Here is a 17,799-nt window from a genome sequence, read left to right as displayed (position 1 = left end):
ATTGTATGCCGTCGCTGTCAGCCCGCACCGGAGGTCAGCCTTGAGCCGAGAATTCCGCATTCATGTCCACGATGCCCCAGAACTGCATGGGGCGGCTCACATCCACAAGTATCGAGTCGTAACGGCGATCCAGGGGTACCAACTCACCCAACGGGTCGCCACTGGAGACCCCCAGCGAAACCATGTAGTGGCCTTCGTTGACTGCGAAGGGAACCTTGAAGGTGGCAATCACTACGTCGCCGGCCTTGGGCGACAGCACCTTTTGGCCATTGCTTGCCAGGAACGCGTTTGTTCCGTAGAGAAAAACGCCATCGAGGGTCTTGATCAGCAAGCCGGGAACCGCGCTTTCCACATCCTGCTCGAAGTGGATCTTCATCTGGAACTGAACTGAATCGCCGCTACTCAGACGGGCAGGATAAGCCTCACCGTCAACGACCACTGCGAAGTCGATGATGCGTGCGCCGCCGTGCCCCCAACGGTGCTCATCCTTGTTGTAGCCGCGCCGGGTATGAAAGAGGTCTTCAATCCCGCTTGAAGAGAGCACCGCCTCGCCACCCTCTTTTGCGGATTTAGCGTCACTCTTGCCGGACTTCCCGAACAGCTCGTCCAAGTACAGGTTGGATATCTCACGCGCCGGGCCGTCTGCATGCAGACCGCCGTCCTTGATGAACAACACTCGATCGCAATGCTTGACGATATCACCCACAGCGTGACTGACAAGGATGAGGGTCGTTCCCTGCTCCTTGTACTCTTTGACCCGCCTGAAGCATTTGGCCTGGAAGTAGGCATCACCGACGGACAACGCCTCGTCCACAATCAGAACGTCAGGTCGTTCCGCTGTTGACACCGCGAACGCCACGCGCACCTGCATGCCACTTGAGTACGTCCGCACTGGGGTGTCGAAGTACTCTCCCACCTCAGCGAACGCTTCAATGTGAGGCATCATTGCGTCGATCTGCGCTTGGGAGAATCCCATCAGGCCAGCCGCGTGCCGCGCGTTCTGGCGTCCCGTGAGCTCAGGGTTGAACCCCATGCCAAGCTCGAGAATCGCCGCGATCCGGCCTCCGCGAACCACCTGCCCTTCCGTAGGCTGCAGGGTGCCGGTGATCATTTTGAGCAAAGTGCTCTTGCCAGCACCATTCTTACCAACAATACCGACGGATTCACCCGGCCGGATGTCAAACGACACCCCCCGAAGCACCCAGTGCTCCTCCTTCGGTCGCACTGGAAAACCGAACCAACTGGCAATGCGCAGCCATTCGCTGTCCCACACGCGATAGGACTTACCCACATTTCTGACGTGCATGGCGGTACTCATAGGACATCCACCATTTCCTGGCTGGCGCGTCGGAACACAACCAGCGAAGCCACGCCCAGTACGACGGCAACTATCGTAAGCGGAAGCAGAGACATCCAGTCAGGATCCTTCCCATACAGCAATACCTGCTGGTAAGCCGTCACCAGCGGATACAGTGGATTGAGCTTGAAGATTTGGCGGACGGACTCGGGCAGGATACTGATGTTGTAGACGATCGGCGTCAGCCAGAACAATGCTTGCAGGAGGACAGGCACAACCTGTCCGATGTCACGCATGAATACGTTGAGGACACCCAGAAGCAATCCGACCGACATGGAGGTCAACAGGGTCAGCAGGATGAGCACAGGGAGCCAGACCACACTCGCACCCGGCATATGCCCCAGCACAGCAAACACCGCGAAGATGGCAAGCACCAGCAACGCATTGTTAACCAGCATGCTGCCAGCACAAATGAATGGAAGGCATACGCGAGGAAATGCGACCTTCTTCATGAGATTGCCGTTGTCGACGAAGAGAGTGACGCAGCGACTGATCGACTCGGCGAAGAGCCCCCAGCAGAGGGTGCCCGCCATCAGGTACAGCGCATAGGCGTACTTGTTGTCGATTCCCGGCAGCTTGGCCGAAAGCACCTCAGAGAGAATCGTGGCGAAGATCAGCACCTGCATCAGCGGATGAATCACCATCCACAGCACACCAAGCTTGCTCTGGGCGAAACGGACTTTGAAGTCGTTGCGGATCGAGGTCAGGATGAAGCTCCTGTAGATCCACAACGACCTGAGAAGGTCTTTCATTGATTGCCCCTCTGGGCGTTTCCATGTGTCTGGTTAGATGCGGCAAGCGCGTTCGCGTCTGACATGATGACGCTCACACGCTCCATGATCTGGCGAGCCACTCGCTCGGGGGATAGGACGCGCTGCACATGCAGCCGTCCACGCTCACCCAGTTGCGTGGCTGCCTCCGGGTCGCCCGCTAATTTCGCCATCAGACTTGCAGCATGAGTCGCGTCCGGCTCAGCCCAACGCTGGCCTTCACCGAAGGGGTACTGGCCTGGCTTTACAGGAACCAAAGTAAATCTCACCAGGGCGGCACTGTCGGCATCCATGAATTCCATGTTGCCTGACCAAGAGGTAGCGATGACGGGCTTACCCAACTGCATGCACTCTGCCATGCCCATGCCAAAGCCTTCTGCACGATGCAACGAAACGTAGGCATCGCAACTGGCCTGCAGCGCGGTCAACTGTTCGCGGGTAATGACGTCGTTCCTGACGATGACCCGAGGATCCGAGCTCACCTTATCTGCCAGAGCGCGCAGCGCGTCAGAGTGATGATGGCCGTTGCTGGTCTTGATGATCAGCTGTACCGGCTCGGTGCCCAGCGGGAATGCCTGCCTGAAAGCATCCAGCACGGCCTGAGGATTTTTCCGCTCTACCCACGAATTGAAGTCGAAGGTAAACAGGAAAACGAATGCACCAGATGTCATTCCAAATGCGTCGCGACCAATATCCGCACGCGGCATGACAGGGAGCGGCACAGGTGCCTTCAGCACGGGCAATGACGAAGCTCCAGCTATCGCATCGGCAATAAATTCACTCGCAGCAAGAATCTCATCAACGCGCGACAACACTGGAAGCCATGATTCCGGCAGGCGCTCAAGCTCCCAGAACCAGCAGGCAATCACGTACTTGCCCTGGAGCTTGGCGTGGCCAATTTCGCGCACCGCTGCGTCGAAATAGTCCGGGTTGATGAAGATGATGACCACGTGCTCAGGAAGGTCAGCGCAGAACTTCCCGTCAAAGGTGGTGTCGGCCATGCTGTGTGGCACGCCCAGATCCAAGGTGTGCAGCGCTACCGGCGCACCAGAATCAATCAAAGCGCGCGCATACATGCGCGCGCTTTCCGCGAGCCCGAATTCGCCTCGCAGATATCCCACAATGTTCACGCCAAAGGGGAAACCATGTGAGACGGCGGCACCCGCCTCTACCGCGGGGACGGTACGAGACCACGCCTCCGTGCGCTCGAAGGCGTGGCGGGCGAGCAAGGCTTGCAACTGCCGCGCGCGAATCCTGCAGCGCAGCCCCCGCAGCGAGAGCAGCGCGTACAAACGTTTCAGCATCCTCTGCTTACGACACCAAGCCGCCAGCCACACATGAGGTGCGGCTCGGGGTGGCCTTGACATGCTCTCCATCACAAAAAGCCCAACTCAACCCAACGCCTGCTCAAGATCCACCTGCAGATCCCCCAGCTCTTCCACGCCCACGCTCAGCCGCACCAGCGCATCGCTGATCCCCAGCTGCTCGCGGCGTGCCACCGGAATCGAGGCATGGGTCATCACCGCCGGGTGGTTCACCAGGCTTTCCACGCCACCCAGCGATTCGGCCAGGGTGAACAGCTCGGTCTTTTCGCAGAAGCGCTTGGCCGCCTCGAAACCGCCCTTCAGCACGATCGAGACAATGCCGCCGAAGCCGGCCATCTGCTTGCCCGCCAGTTCGTGCTGCGGGTGCGAAGGCAGGCCCGGGTAGATCACTTTTTCCACCGCCGGGTGCTTTTCCAGCCACTGCGCCAGCGCCATCGCATTGGCGCAGTGCGCCTTCATGCGCAGCGGCAGCGTCTTCAGGCCGCGCAGAGCCAGGAAGCTGTCGAACGGGCCCTGCACACCACCAATCGAGTTCTGCAGGAACGCCATCTGCTCGGCCAGCTCGGCGTCGTCACCGACCACCACCATGCCGCCGACCATGTCCGAATGGCCGTTGAGGTACTTGGTGGCCGAATGCAGCACCAGGTCGGCGCCCAGTTCCAGTGGCCGCTGCAGCATCGGCGAGGCGAAGGTGTTGTCCACCACCACGATCAGGCCATGGCGCTTGGCGATGGCAGCCACTGCGGCGATGTCCACGATCTTCAGCATCGGGTTGGTCGGGGTTTCAATCCAGACCATCTTCGTCTGCGCGGTGATCGCCGCTTCGAAGGCGGCCAGATCGGTCAGGTCGACGAAGCTGAAATCCAGACCGGCGGTGCGGCGGCGCACGCGCTCGAACAGGCGGAAGGTGCCGCCGTAGATGTCATCCATCGCCACCACGTGGCTGCCGGCGTCCAGCAGTTCCATCACGGTGCTGCTGGCGGCCATGCCCGAAGCGAAGGCGAAACCGCGGGTGCCGCCTTCCAGCGAGGCCACGCAGCGCTCGTAGGCGAAGCGGGTCGGGTTGTGCGTGCGCGAGTACTCGAACCCCTGGTGCTCGCCCGGGCTGGACTGTGCGTAGGTGGAGGTGGCGTAGATGGGCGGCATCACCGCGCCGGTGCTCGGATCGGGCGACTGGCCACCGTGGATGGCCAGCGTGGCCAGGGCCAGCGCGCGATCGGGCTTGGAAGCGTTGGACATTTCGTTTCCTGAATGGCGCCGGTGTTCGGCGCCGTCGAAGGAGCGGGAGTCTATCAGCGCGCCCTTAACGGGCTTTGACGCGGATAAACCAGGATTCAGCAGCGAATGCGCGCGATCGTGCGCTTACTGCACGCGGCGGCGAAGGAAGTTCAGCAGGTCGATGCGGGTGATCAGGCCCAGGAAGGCGTTGCCGTCCATGACGATGGCCACCTGGCCGCGGTCGAACACCGGTAGCAGGGCCTCGATGGGCGACTTCACGTCCAGCCGGTCCAGCTTGCTGACCATGGCCGTGGCCACCGGGTCGCGGAAGCGCGCTTCGTCGCCATAGACGTGCAGCAGCACGTCGCTTTCATCGACGATGCCGACCAGCTGGTCGCCGTCCATCACTGGCAGCTGCGACACGTCGTACAGCTTCATGCGCTGGTAGGCGGTGGTCAGCAGGTCGTTCGGGCCGATTACCACGGTGTCGCGCTGGCCGTACGGGCGCAGGATCAGGTCGCGCAGATCGCCGTGCTGCGGGCGCTGCAGGAAGCCGTTGTCCAGCATCCAATAGTCGTTGTACATCTTCGACAGGTACTTGTTGCCGGTGTCGGGCACCAGCACCAGTACCTTCTTCGGCGTGGTCTGTTCCTGGCAGTACTTCAGGCCGGCGGCCAGCAGGGTGCCGGTGGACGAACCGCCCAGGATGCCTTCCTTGCCCAGCAGCTCGCGCGCGGTGTGGAAGCTTTCCGCGTCGGTGATCGGGTACGCCTTGGTGACGCGGCTGAAATCGGAGATCGAGGGCAGGAAGTCCTCGCCGATGCCTTCCACCAGCCAGCTGCCGGACTTGTCGTTCAGGTTGCCGTCGTTGATGTACTCGGCAAGGATGGAACCGACCGGATCAGCCAGCACCAGCTCGGTCTTCGGCGACAGCTTGGCGAAGGCGCGCGACAGGCCGGTCATGGTGCCCGAGCTGCCGCAGCCGAACACGATCGCGTCCAAGTCGCCGCCCATCTGTTCCAGGATTTCCGGGCCGGTGCCGAATTCGTGCGCGGCCGGGTTGTCCGGGTTGCCGAACTGGTTGATGAAGTACGCGCCGGGGGTCTGCTCGGCGATGGTCTGGGCCAGGTCCTGGTAGTACTCAGGGTGGCCCTTGGCCACGTCCGAACGGGTCAGGCGCACTTCGGCGCCCATGGCCTTCAGGTTGAAGATCTTTTCCCGGCTCATCTTGTCGGGAACAACCAGGATGAGCTTGTAACCCTTCTGCTGCGCGACCAGGGCCAGGCCCAGGCCGGTGTTGCCGGCGGTGCCTTCCACCAGGGTGGCGCCCGGCTTCAGATCGCCGCGCTTCTCGGCGGCCTCGATCATCGACAGGCCGATGCGGTCCTTGATCGATCCGCCCGGGTTGGCGCTTTCGAGCTTCAGGTAGAGCTCGCAGACACCGGTATCCAGGCGCTGGGCCTTGACGATCGGGGTCTTGCCGATGAGTTCGAGGACGGAAGAATGGATGGGCATTCGGGGACTTTCGTTTCGCGCCGCGCAGGGCCGGACCATGGATTATCCGACGGATGGCGCCGAAAGTCAGGCACCGCGACGTGGGCGCTTATGTAGAGCCGAGCCATGCTCGGCTGGGTAGCGGCCACGGCGGGCCAACCAAGGTTGGCCCCTACCAAAGCGGCCGGCCACAGCAGGCCAACCAAGGTTGGCCCCTACCAAAGCAGGGTAATGCGGGCCATGAAAGGAGGATGCGGACGGCCCCGGATCGACGAGGAGACCGGTACCGCCCGCATCGGTGGACTCAGGCTGATGGGGTTGTCCGCAGGCCGGGGCCTGCGGGCCAAGGCACCACCGCCTGTGGTGCCTTGGCGCGGCCGCCGCTTCCGGCGATACCGCGGGCCAGGTCATGTGCCTGGCCGGGCCTTCGATGGCCGGATCACGCCGTTCCGGGCGTGAGCGCGTGCGTCAGTGCGTGGGGGACGTCGTGGGAAGCGGGGTTTCGTACATACGCAGAAGGCGTTGCTTGGCCAGCAGCTTCTCGCGCTTCATTCGACCCAGGGTGACATCATCGATCGGGAGGACACCCAACTCCGCGTCCATGCACTTCTTGTTCAATTTACGGTGCTGGTCATGGAGTGCCCGGAACTCCGGATCACACGCGCGACGGGCGTCGATCTCGCTCTGGGGCTGATCTTCAAACATGATGGACCTCCTTCGACAGATACACGAACGCCCCGGCCGCAAGGCACGGGGCGTTGTTCATGGAGGAGCGCCGGGAGATGACCACATGGGTGCGCACCACGACCCGCGGCACTGGCCTGCGCACGTCGGTCTGCTGCGGTTCGCGCCCTGCTTGCATCGGCCCGGCCCTCCCATCGTCCGGTCCGCGGCATTGCGTCCCGGACGATTGACCCTACGCTTGCTGCAGGCCGGGTTCAAGCCCCTGCGACAAAAAGACCGAACCCCGCCGTGGCGGGGTTCAGGCTGAATACTCAAAGCAACGAAAAACAAACAAATTCAATCAATTACGGGGCCACGATGACCTCGGCCGAGCGGGCCTTGGTGGACGCGGCCTTCTTGCCGGCCACCTGGATGCGGTTGCCTGCGACACCGGCCGCCACCAGCGCGTCACGCAGGGCTTCGGCACGCTTCTGGCCCACGCCAGTGGCGCTGTCGTAGGCTTCGATACGCACCCGGCCCTTCTTGCCGATGTTCAGGTACTCGGCCAGGGCCTTGGCCTGGTTCTTCGCCCCGCCGGACAGGCCGGCCGCACCGGCGGCAAAGGCGTCGCCGCCCAGGGTGAAGACTTCGCCACGACCGTCGAACTTCGAGCCCGGCAGCTTCTGCCCGGACACCAGCTCGGCCTCTTCACGGGCCAGCTTGGCCGCGTTCTGCTGGGCCGCACTCAGGCGCTGCTGCTGCTTGCCGGCCACGCTGGTCAGGGCGTTTTCGGCGTCCTGGCGGGCCAGGGTCTCGGCCTCGGCGGCCAGGCGCAGGCGCTCGGACTCCTCGGCCTGCATCTGCGCCTGCATGCGCAGCTGTTCGGCTTCCTGGCGGGCACGGGCCGCGTCGCGGCGGCTGGCTTCGATCAGCAGATCGCTGCGGGTGCGCTCCAGGCGGTCCACCTCGCGGGCGGCCAAGGCGGCGCGCACGCTGGTTTCGGCGATATCCACACGGCGCTCGGCCAGGTAGGTGGCCAGCTCCTGGTCGCGGCGCTTGGCCTTTTCCAGGGTGGCGATGGCCTGCTGGGCCTGCATGCGCTCGAACGCGCCCAGCTCGGCGGTGTCCGGGTTGGCCTGGATCGCCATCAGGCGCTGGGTCAGCTGCCCCACCATGGGGTTGTCGGCGGCCAGGGCCAGGCCCGGCAGGGCCAACGCGGTGGCCAGTGCAAGGGTGGAAAGCGTCTTCATCGGCGGTCCTCCCCGGTCGACAGCTGGCGCTGCAGCTGGTTCACCTCGTTGCGGCGCAGCTGCAGCTGGGCGGTGGCGGTGGCCTCCTCGCTGCGGGCGCGGGCCAGGTCGGCGTCGGCGGCCGCGCGCAGGGCCAGGGCCGGGGCGTTCTTGCGCTCGCGGCGGTCGCCGGCGGCGCGCTGGGCCTGTTCCAGCCCCTGTCGGGCCAGGCCGATCAGGTCTGGCGCATATTGGTCGGCATCGGCCTGGGTGGCCTTTTCCACGGCCTGCTGGGCCTGGGCCAATTCCAGCGCGGCTTCCTGCGCCCCAACGGGGGCAGACACCGCGAATGCCAACGCCATCACATACAGGCCCTGGCGCATTTGTGCGAAGCTAAGTCGTTTCATTGGGGAGGCCCGTGCCCGGTTGTCGGTACGTGGCCATTGTCGTCAAGCCGACGCCGTGCTTGCAACGGTCGCTGGCGGTTTCGTTGGGGAAAATTCGCGATGGATATCGGCTACTTCCTGAAGCTGATGACCGAAAAGAACGCCTCGGACATGTTCTTGACCACCGGTGCGCCGGTGTACATCAAGATCGAAGGCAAGCTGTACCCGCTGGGAAATACCGGCCTGCCGCCGGGCATGGTGAAGAAGATCGCCTACTCGCTGATGGACGAAGGCCAAGTGCCGCAGTTCGAGCGCGAGCTGGAGCTCAACATGGCCATTGCCCTGCCCGACGCCGGTCGCTTCCGCGTCAACGTGTTCAAGCAGCGCGGCGAGGTGGGCATGGTCATCCGTGCCATCCGCAGCCGCATTCCCAGCATCGAGGAACTGAATCTTCCGCAGGTGCTGAAGGATGTGATCATGACCCCGCGTGGGCTGGTGCTGGTGGTGGGGTCCACCGGCTCGGGCAAGTCCACCTCGCTGGCGTCGATGATCGACCACCGCAACAGCACCACCACCGGGCACATCCTCACCATCGAGGACCCGATCGAATACCTGCACAAGCACAAGATGTCGATCGTGAACCAGCGCGAGGTCGGGCTGGACACCCATGCCTTCCACAACGCGCTAAAGAACGCGATGCGTGAAGCGCCGGACGTGATCCTGATCGGCGAAATCCTGGATGCGGAGACGATGGAGGCGGCGATCGCCTTCGCCGAAACCGGCCACCTGTGCCTGGCCACCCTGCATTCCAACAACGCCGACCAGACCATCGAGCGCATCCTGAACTTCTTCCCGGAAAGCGCGCACAAGAACGTGCTGATGAACCTGGCGCTGAACCTGCGGGCGGTGATCAGCCAGCGCCTGGTGAAGAACAAGGCCGGGCGCCGCCTGCCGGCCACCGAGGTACTGATCAACACGCCGATGATCCGCGACCTGCTGCGCCGCGGACAGGTACACGAGATCAAGGCGGCAATGGAATCGTCGCTGGAAGAAGGCATGGAAAGCTTCGACCAGTGCCTGTTCCGGCTGGCCAAGAGCGGCGTGATCGAGCAGGAAGAGGCGCTGCGTGCGGCCGATTCGCGCGATGGTCTGGCGCTGAAGTTCCGCCTGTCCGAAGGCGGCAGTGGCGAACACGATCCCTACGCCGATTTCTCGTCGGCCACCCAGCCCAGCATCACCCACGGGTTCTGAGCCGGCGGCAATCCTGAAGAGTTAAGGGGCGGTCTCATCCAATGAGACCGCCTGTCCGTAGGTTTCTGTCATGGAAACCCTTCGCAAGCTGGCCATCCTGGCCGATGCCGCCAAATACGATGCCTCCTGCGCTTCCAGTGGCGCCGGCAAACGCGATTCGCGCGCGTCCGGGGGCATTGGCAGCACCGAGGGCATGGGCATCTGCCACAGCTACACGCCCGATGGCCGCTGCGTTTCCCTGCTGAAGATCCTGCTGACCAACTTCTGCGTGTACGACTGCGCGTACTGCGTGAACCGTGTCTCCAGCAACGTACCGCGCGCGCGCTTCAGCGTGGAAGAAGTGGTCTCGCTGACCCTGGATTTCCACAAGCGCAACTACATCGAAGGGCTGTTCCTTTCCAGCGGCATCATCCGCAACGCCGACTACACCATGGAGCGCATGGTGGAAGTGGCCCGGCAGCTGCGCGAGGTTCATCGCTTCGCCGGCTACATCCACCTGAAGACCATTCCCGAGGCGTCGCCGGAACTGCTGGCCAGTGCAGGCCGCCATGCCGATCGTCTGTCCATCAACGTGGAACTGCCGACCGATGCCGGGCTGGCCGCGCTGGCCCCGGAAAAGACCAGCCATACCATCCGCGGCGCGATGGGCGAGCTGCGCTGGCGCATCGACGAGGCCAAGGAGGCCCGCCGCGCGCCGCCTGCCGTGCCGGCCACGGCCACGCCCACCCGCAGCGCGCGCCCGCGCCCGCCTCGCTTCGCCCCGGCCGGGCAGAGCACGCAGATGATCGTCGGTGCCGACGGGGCCAGCGACCAGCAGATCCTGCTCAGCGCCGATCGGCTGTACGGCAACTACCACATGCGCCGGGTCTACTACTCGGCCTTCAGCCCCATTCCCGACGCCAGCCGCCAGTTGCCGGTGCAACCGCCGCCGCTGCAGCGCGAACACCGCCTGTACCAAGCTGATTGGCTGCTGCGCTTCTATGGCTACGGCGTGGATGAGATCACCGACAGCGGCGGCGACGGCATGCTGGATCTGGATATCGACCCGAAGATGGCCTGGGCGATCCGCCACCCGGAGCGCTTCCCGGTGGACCTGAACCGTGCCCCGAAGGAGCTTCTGCTGCGGGTTCCCGGCCTGGGCGTGCGCAACGTGAAGCGCGTGCTGATGGCACGCCGGCACGGTCGGCTGCGGGTGGCCGATGTGGCCCGCCTGAAGGCGCCCATGAGCAAGCTGCTGCCGTTCGTGCAACTGGCCGACCACCACCCGCGCAGTGCGCTGGACGACCCGGCCGCGCTGCGTGCGCGGCTGGCGCCGCCGCCGCGCCAGGGGTCGCTGTTCGACGCGCCACCGGCGGCCTGACATGCAACGCTGGTCGCTACGGGTGGACCCACCGTGGTCACTGCAGGCCTGGCGCGATGGCGCGCGCGGGGCGCTGCTGGCTGCGGTGCCGCCATCGCAGCTGGACTGGTTGCCGGGCCACGAGGCCTCGCTGCTGGACGCCCCTGCCCTGCCCGACGCGACGGCCCACCCAGCGCAGGGCGCGCAACCCGCCGTGCCGCGCGATTTCCTGGAACTGGCCGCGACGGTGCTGTGCCACCGCGAACCACAACGCATGGCCCTGCTGTACCGGCTGCTGTGGCGGATCACCCATGGCGAACGCGCGGTGCTGTCCAACCCGACCGACGCCGACGTGCTGCGGGCGATGGCGATGGCCCAGGCGGTGCGCCGCGACACGCACAAGATGAAAGCCTTCGTGCGCTTCCGCGAAGTGCCCGGCGAACAGGACGCGTTCATTGCCTGGTTCGAGCCGGAGCACCACATCGTGGATCGCGTGGCACCGTTCTTCGCGCGCCGCTTCGCCGGCATGCGCTGGGCGATCCTGACCCCCGGCCGCAGCGTGCAGTGGGACGGCCAGGCCTTGAGCTTCGGGCCGGGTGGCCGGCGCGAAGATGCGCCGGCCGAGGATGCGCGCGAGGCGTTGTGGCAGACCTACTACGCCAGCATCTTCAACCCGGCGCGGCTGAACACCCGCATGATGCAGCAGGAAATGCCGGCCAAGTACTGGCGGCACCTGCCCGAGGCGCAGCTGCTGCCGGGCCTGGTGCGCGAGGCGGCAGGCCGGGTACAGGATATGCACGACCGGCCCGCCCAGGCACCGCAGCGGCGGGTGCCGGCGCGGGTGCTGCCGGCCCCTGCCGTGGATGGAAGCCTGGCGGCGCTGCGCGCGCAGGCCAGCACCTGCCAGCAGTGCCCGCTGTGGGAGCCGGCCACGCAGACCGTGTTCGGCCAGGGCCCGGCCGATGCGCGGGTGATGGTGGTGGGCGAACAGCCCGGTGATGTGGAGGACCTGAGCGGCCGCCCGTTCGCCGGCCCCGCCGGGCAACTGCTGGACCGTGCGCTGGCCGAGCTGGGCATCGACCGCGCAACGCTGTACCTGACCAACGCGGTGAAGCACTTCCACCACGAGCGACGCGGCAAGGTGCGGCTGCACAAGCGGCCGGAAAGCCGCCACGTGCATGCCTGCCGGCCCTGGCTGATGGGCGAGATCGCGCGGGTGCGGCCGCAGCTGATTGTGTGCCTGGGGGCGACCGCCGCCATGGCCGTGTTCGGGCGGGACTTCAGCCTGGCCCGTGATCGCGGGCGCTGGCACACGCTGGACGATGGCACCCGCGGCTATGCCACGGTGCACCCGGCGTGGGTGCTGCGGCAGGGCGATGAGGCGCGCCGCGAAGCCGGCTATCGGCTGTTCCGCGAGGACCTGCGGCAGATACTGGTGAACGCGCAGGCCGGCCACGCGCGCGGGTAACTCCAGGGTCCCACGCTTGGCCAAGTATCACGGCTTGCCCTCGTCGTTGCCGCGTGGCGGCGCGGCGCAAACAGGGCCGAAGGACCGTCTGGCTGAACTGCTGCTGCGGCCCTCGCAATCGTTGCTGATTGCGAGGCCTGCTCAAACAACGATGCCACCCACACCGGACTTGCTGAAAACCGGATGTCAGGGTTCATCTCGTGAGATCACTTGCGGCTATAGACGTCGATCTGTTCGTCAGCTGAGCCGGAATTCCCCAGCTTTGTGACATCACTCCACAGATCCGCATTGGGCCGGGGATCTGGACCGGACGCACTCACGCCCATGAGCTGTGCATTCATACCCAGCTGCCGCAGAAACTCAGTCGTGTACTGCTGCACGGCAGCGGGATTGGCGACCGATCCGCTTGGCAAGTTCCTACCAAGGAGATACTCCGCCCGGTGATCTCCCAGAATCTTGGCGACTTCGACCTTGGCTCGCAGCATGTCCTGCACCGTCTGAGCGTCCATTCCCCTCTTGGTAAGCATTGCGTACTCGGCTGCGGCAGCCTCCTCGTATGCATAGAAAGCTCCCAGCGTGGCGGCATTTTTCAATGCAGGCATCGCGCCTGGCACTTGATCTCGCCGGATGAGAGCAATGCCGTACAACATCCTCGATTTCGGATCAGCTGATCGCGCAAGTTCCTTCAGGTCCATCCTATCCAGAGCATCCAGTTCAGCCTGTGTAGGGTAGTAATGCTTCTCAAGCCAAGCCAGCTCTGCCTTGGACAGTGCAACCAGCCGCGGGTCACTGGCCGCAAGCTGCGACGCGGGCACCTGGAGAGAATCAATCCCCCCTTCAGCAAGGGAGCTTGCTCCAATGCTCGCCATCGTCCGCCCCCCCGCTTTGACCAGCCCGGAAAACGAATCGGAACCCGCATCGGTGCCCGAGATTGGCTCAGCCGATCCCGTTCGGAACCACATAGCCGCGCCTATCGCCACCCCGGCAGCGACAACTACAGCACCGATGACTGCAAGTTTCCCATTGAAGACAGCCATTGAATGACTCACCTCATCGCATCAACCTGATTCTCCGGGCGGGCGCGCTCGAAAGCGTCCACGGTCTGGCAGGCGGCCTCGATGCGGCGCAGCGTCGGGTACGGCGCCAGGTCCAGTCCGAACCGGTGCGCGTTGTACAGCTGCGGCATCAGGCACAGATCGGCCAAGGTGGGACGATCGCCGTGGCAGAAGCGGCCGGTGTCGCCACTGTTGGCCAGCATCGTTTCCATTGCCGTCAGCCCTTCGGCCATCCAGTGCAGGGTCCACTGCGTGCGCGCGTCGGCCGGCACCTGCAGGTCGCGCTCCAGGTACTGCATCACCCGCAGGTTGTTGATCGGGTGGATATCGCAGGCCACCAACTGCGCCAGGCCGCGCACGCGCGCACGACCGGCGGCGTCGGCCGGCAGCAGCGGCACCTGCGGGAAGCGCTCGTCCAGGTATTCCAGGATCGCCAGCGACTGGTTCAGCACATGGCCGTCATGCAGCAGGGTCGGCACCAGTTGCTGCGGATTGAGCGCGGCATAGGCGTCGGCATGCTGCTCGCCACCATCGCGTACCAGATGCACCGGTCGGCCTTCCCAGGCCAGGCCCTTCAGTTCCAGGCCGATGCGTACGCGGTAGGCGGCGCTGGATCGCCAGTAGGTGTACAGCACGATGCCGTCGTCGACCGGGCCGTCATCAAACAGGATGTCCATCGCCGCCTCCATGCTCAGGGCTTGGCTGCTTGTTCGATGCGCTGCTCGATGGCACCAAAGATGCTGTTGCCGGCGGCATCGAGCATTTCAATGCGCACCACATCGCCGAACGACATGAACGGCGTGCTCGGCTTGCCGTCGCGCAGGGTTTCCACGATGCGCTGTTCGGCGAAGCAGGAGGCACCCTTGCTGGTGTCTTCATTGGCGATGGTGCCCGAGCCGACGATGGCGCCGGCGCCCAGCGGGCGGGTCTTGGCGGCATGCGCGACCAGCTGGGCGAAATTGAACTGCATGTCCACGCCGGCTTCGGGAGCACCGAACCAGGCGCCGTTGATGTGGGTCAGCAGCGGCAGGTGCACCTTGCTGTCCTGCCAGGCATCACCCAGCTCATCGGGGGTGACGAACACCGGCGACAGCGCCGAGCGCGGCTTGGACTGCAGGAAACCGAAGCCCTTGGCCAGTTCGCCGGGAATCAGGTTGCGCAGCGAGACATCGTTCACCAGGCCGATCAGCTGGATATGGCCGGCGGCCTGTTCGGCGCTGACCGCCATCGGCACGTCGTCGGTGATCACCACCAGTTCGGCTTCCAGATCGATGCCATAATCCTCGCTGACCACCTTCACGGCATCGCGCGGGCCATAGAAGGCGGCGCTGGTGGCCTGGTACATCAGCGGGTCGGTGTAGAAGCTTTCCGGCACTTCGGCGCCACGGGCGCGGCGCACACGCTCGACGTGCGGCAGGTAGGCGCTGCCATCGACGAATTCATAGGCACGCGGCAGCGGCGCGGCCAGGGCCTGCGGGTCCAGGTCGAACACGCCATCGGCATCGCCGGCGTTCAGCGATTCGTACAGGGCATTCAAGCGCGGTGCGATGTGGCTCCAGTCTTCCAGCGCCTGCTGCAGGGTGGCGGCGATGCCGGTGGCGCGTACGCCGTGGCGCAGGTCACGCGAGACGACGATGAGGGTGCCGTCGCGGCCGCCTTCCTTCAAAGAACCAAGCTTCATGGGTGGGTGTCCGGAGTCGTGGGCAAACAAGTTTCAAGTGTAATCAAATGCGCGGTGTAGCCAAGCTGCAGCGCGGCATCGGCCCACCCTACCGCAGGAGGGGGTTCGGCAGGGCTTGCAGCCCTGCACCTGCTTGGAGCAACGGCAACGGCAACGTCAAAAGCGGGCATTCCGTGGGATGGCGGGGCGGTGTGGGCTTGCAGGACACGCCGCAAGTACGTCCCTGTAGGCTCGTAGGCGCCATCCATGGCGCCTGCGGTCCTGCAAGCCCACACCGCCCCGCCTCTGACAGATTCACGCGGCTGTTGGCAACGGCGCCTGTCGTTCCGCGCGGCTGTTGGTAGGTGTCGACCTTGGTCGACACATCTGTCAGATATCGAATGAATTCATCCGTGTCGACCAAGGTCGACACCCACCAGAGCAGAATGCCGTTCCGACAGATCGCGGCCAACTGTCGAAGGCGGGGTGGGTCCGGTGGCGGGGGCGTGAGCGCCATGGATGGCGCGACCGAGCCTACATGGACGTATTTACGGTGTCCCCCGCAACCGGACCCACCCCGCCATCCCACGGATAGCCCGCTTTTGACGTTGCCGTTGACGTTGACGGTAGCGGGTGCAGGGCGCAGCCCTGCCAGCCCCCTCCCCTTCCCTGAACAGGGGTTTTTGCGTGAGGTCTCAGGCTTCGGTTAGACTATGCGGGTCTGCAGCGGCCGTCCGTTTCCCTTCGGGATCGCCGGCGACCGGGGTCCGCCCCTTCGCCCGCCCCCACTCCGACACCGTTCGTCACGCATTCCAGCCTGTGCTCCGCGCCGGCTGCACCCAACTTCTCGCAGCGCGGTTCACGGGAACGCTCCGAGTCAGCCGATCAGTTTGATCTGCCCCCGCCTGTCCGATCGGTCAGGCGTTTCTTGTACTTGGAGCAAACTCAATGTCTTTTGAATCGCTGGGCCTGGCGCCCTTCCTGCTGCGTGCGCTTGCCGAGCAGGGCTACGAAAACCCGACCCCGATCCAGCAGCAGGCGATCCCGCTGGCGCTGGCCGGTCGCGACCTGCTGGCCGGCGCACAGACCGGTACCGGCAAGACCGCCGCCTTCGGCCTGCCGCTGCTGCAGCACCTGGGCACCGCATCGCAGGAAGTGCGCAGCGGCCCGCGCAAGCCGCGCGCGCTGATCCTGGCCCCCACCCGCGAGCTGGCCACCCAGGTGCACGACAGCCTGCGCGGCTACAGCAAGTACCTGCGCATTCCCAGCGCCTGCATCTACGGTGGCGTGGGCATGGGCAACCAGCTGGACATCCTGCGCCGTGGCGTGGATCTGCTGGTGGCCTGCCCGGGCCGCCTGATCGACCACCTGGAGCGTCGCAGCATCGACCTGTCCGGCATTGAACTGCTGGTGCTGGACGAAGCCGACCGCATGCTGGACATGGGCTTCCTGCCGTCCATCAAGCGCATCCTGGCCAAGCTGCCGAAGCAGAACCGCCAGACCCTGCTGTTCTCGGCCACCTTCGAGGACAACATCCGCCAGCTGGCGCTGGAGTTCATGCGCAACCCGGAACAGATCCAGGTGACGCCGAAGAACACCGTGGCCGAAACCATCACCCACCGCGTGCACCCGGTTGATGGCGGCCGCAAGCGCGACCTGCTGCTGCACCTGCTGGCGCAGGACAGCCGCGAGCAGACCCTGGTGTTCGCCCGTACCAAGCACGGCAGCGACAAGCTGGCTGCGTTCCTGGAAAAGTCCGGCATCAAGACTGCGGCGATCCACGGCAACAAGAGCCAGGGCCAGCGCCTGCGTGCACTGGGTGATTTCAAGGCCGGCCGGGTGACCGTGCTGGTGGCCACCGATATCGCCGCGCGCGGCATCGACATCAACGAACTGCCGAAGGTGATCAACTTCGATCTGCCGATGGTGGCCGAAGACTACGTGCACCGCATCGGCCGCACCGGTCGCAACGGTGCCACCGGCCAGGCGATTTCGCTGGTCGCACAGGATGAAGTGAAGCTGCTGCGCGCGATCACGCGTCTGCTGGGCCGCGACATGGATATCCGCGATGTGCCGGGCTTCGAGCTGCAGGTGCCGATCCGCTGGGGCAACAGTGCGCCGGGCAAGGCCGAGCACGAAACCGGCGAACGCGCCCCGCGCAAGAGCCACGCCCGTCGTCCGCACGGCGATGCGCCGCGCCACGCGCATGCCGGCCCGAAGAAGTCGGGCGGCGGCCGTCGCGAAGGCGGTGGTAATGGCCAGCAGCGTGCAGGTGCTGGCGCCGGCCAGGGCCAGCGTCGTGGCGGTGGCGGCAATGGCGGCGGCCGCGGTCGTGGCCAGGGCGGCAACGGCGGCGGTCGCGCCGGCTGATTGCCGCGACGTTGCAGAACCTGAAGGGGCGCAGTGAAAACTGCGCCCCTTTTTCATTGGCACGGGCCGCACCGTCTTTCTGAACGGCTCGATACCGGGTGGCGTGCTCGGGACGCAGCCCGTTCACACGGCGTGAAATATGGCTAGACTCGGCCGGCGACACGACGTCGCAGCCGGGTCACCCCTGGGTGTCCCGGTCTGGATCGCTACCCGA

At 65.0% G+C, this 17,799-nt stretch carries 15 protein-coding genes; 4 read left to right on the top strand and 11 right to left on the bottom strand.

Annotation, left to right across the window (positions count from 1 at the left end):
• Positions 1–34: 34 nt before the first annotated feature.
• The 8 genes from G4G00_RS00790 to G4G00_RS00755 form a co-directional block, all read right to left on the bottom strand.
• Positions 35–1,318 (bottom strand): ABC transporter ATP-binding protein, encoded by a 1,284-nt coding sequence (locus tag G4G00_RS00790; protein ID WP_164270726.1) that lies wholly within the window; start codon positions 1,316–1,318, stop codon positions 35–37.
• Complete coding sequence (locus tag G4G00_RS00785) at positions 1,315–2,109, bottom strand: ABC transporter permease (protein WP_164270723.1); 795 nt, start codon at positions 2,107–2,109, stop codon at positions 1,315–1,317. The genes G4G00_RS00790 and G4G00_RS00785 overlap by 4 nt, the downstream gene beginning before the upstream one ends.
• Complete coding sequence (locus tag G4G00_RS00780) at positions 2,106–3,431, bottom strand: glycosyltransferase family 4 protein (protein WP_164270721.1); 1,326 nt, start codon at positions 3,429–3,431, stop codon at positions 2,106–2,108. Before G4G00_RS00780 ends, G4G00_RS00785 begins: the two co-directional genes overlap by 4 nt.
• A gap of 87 nt (positions 3,432–3,518) precedes the next feature.
• A complete protein-coding gene (locus tag G4G00_RS00775; RefSeq protein WP_164270719.1) occupies positions 3,519–4,691 on the bottom strand; it encodes a cystathionine gamma-synthase in 1,173 nt (390 codons plus the stop codon).
• A gap of 123 nt (positions 4,692–4,814) precedes the next feature.
• Entirely contained in the window at positions 4,815–6,185 is a 1,371-nt protein-coding gene (locus G4G00_RS00770) for a pyridoxal-phosphate dependent enzyme (protein WP_108752088.1), read from the bottom strand.
• A 447-nt stretch (positions 6,186–6,632) separates the two neighbouring features.
• Positions 6,633–6,869 (bottom strand): YdcH family protein, encoded by a 237-nt coding sequence (locus tag G4G00_RS00765; protein WP_108748418.1) that lies wholly within the window; start codon positions 6,867–6,869, stop codon positions 6,633–6,635.
• Between the two features lie 323 nt (positions 6,870–7,192).
• A complete protein-coding gene (locus tag G4G00_RS00760) occupies positions 7,193–8,077 on the bottom strand; it encodes an OmpA family protein (RefSeq protein WP_108752087.1) in 885 nt (294 codons plus the stop codon).
• The gene (locus G4G00_RS00755; protein WP_108748416.1) at positions 8,074–8,439 is read right to left on the bottom strand and encodes a DUF4398 domain-containing protein; all 366 of its coding nucleotides are present in this window, start codon (positions 8,437–8,439) and stop codon (positions 8,074–8,076) included. The genes G4G00_RS00760 and G4G00_RS00755 overlap by 4 nt, the downstream gene beginning before the upstream one ends.
• A gap of 123 nt (positions 8,440–8,562) precedes the next feature.
• Between G4G00_RS00755 and G4G00_RS00750 the strand changes: the two genes are divergently transcribed.
• The 3 genes from G4G00_RS00750 to G4G00_RS00740 all read left to right on the top strand — a co-directional run bounded on the left by G4G00_RS00750 (position 8,563) and on the right by G4G00_RS00740 (position 12,500).
• Entirely contained in the window at positions 8,563–9,693 is a 1,131-nt protein-coding gene (locus tag G4G00_RS00750; protein ID WP_108748415.1) for a PilT/PilU family type 4a pilus ATPase, read from the top strand.
• A 70-nt stretch (positions 9,694–9,763) separates the two neighbouring features.
• Positions 9,764–11,053, top strand: coding sequence for a putative DNA modification/repair radical SAM protein (locus tag G4G00_RS00745; protein WP_164270717.1), 1,290 nt, complete (start codon positions 9,764–9,766; stop codon positions 11,051–11,053).
• Between the two features lies 1 nt (position 11,054).
• Positions 11,055–12,500 carry a UdgX family uracil-DNA binding protein gene (locus tag G4G00_RS00740; protein ID WP_164270715.1) on the top strand — a complete coding sequence of 482 codons (1,446 nt, stop codon included), beginning with the start codon at positions 11,055–11,057 and terminating at the stop codon, positions 12,498–12,500.
• 206 nt (positions 12,501–12,706) lie between these two features.
• Here the strand turns inward: G4G00_RS00740 and G4G00_RS00735 are convergent, their stop codons facing one another.
• From G4G00_RS00735 to G4G00_RS00725, 3 genes are read right to left on the bottom strand one after another with little or no spacing between them, the layout of a single operon-like run.
• Positions 12,707–13,537: a hypothetical protein gene (locus G4G00_RS00735; protein WP_164270713.1), complete on the bottom strand. Its 831-nt coding sequence runs from the start codon at positions 13,535–13,537 to the stop codon at positions 12,707–12,709.
• Between the two features lie 8 nt (positions 13,538–13,545).
• Positions 13,546–14,232, bottom strand: coding sequence for a maleylacetoacetate isomerase (gene maiA, locus G4G00_RS00730; RefSeq protein ID WP_164270711.1), 687 nt, complete (start codon positions 14,230–14,232; stop codon positions 13,546–13,548).
• Between the two features lie 14 nt (positions 14,233–14,246).
• Positions 14,247–15,236, bottom strand: coding sequence for a fumarylacetoacetate hydrolase family protein (locus G4G00_RS00725; protein WP_164270709.1), 990 nt, complete (start codon positions 15,234–15,236; stop codon positions 14,247–14,249).
• Positions 15,237–16,163: 927 nt separating this feature from the next.
• Here G4G00_RS00725 and G4G00_RS00720 point away from each other — a divergent pair.
• On the top strand, positions 16,164–17,585 hold the full coding sequence (locus G4G00_RS00720; protein WP_108752081.1) for a DEAD/DEAH box helicase: 1,422 nt from the start codon (positions 16,164–16,166) through the stop codon (positions 17,583–17,585).
• Positions 17,586–17,799: the final 214 nt, after the last annotated feature.

Source organism: Stenotrophomonas sp. B1-1 (assembly GCF_010894375.1).
Taxonomy (GTDB): Bacteria; Pseudomonadota; Gammaproteobacteria; order Xanthomonadales; family Xanthomonadaceae; genus Stenotrophomonas.
Note: the sequence above shows the minus strand (reverse complement) of the source record. Positions and strands in the feature narration are given on the sequence as shown.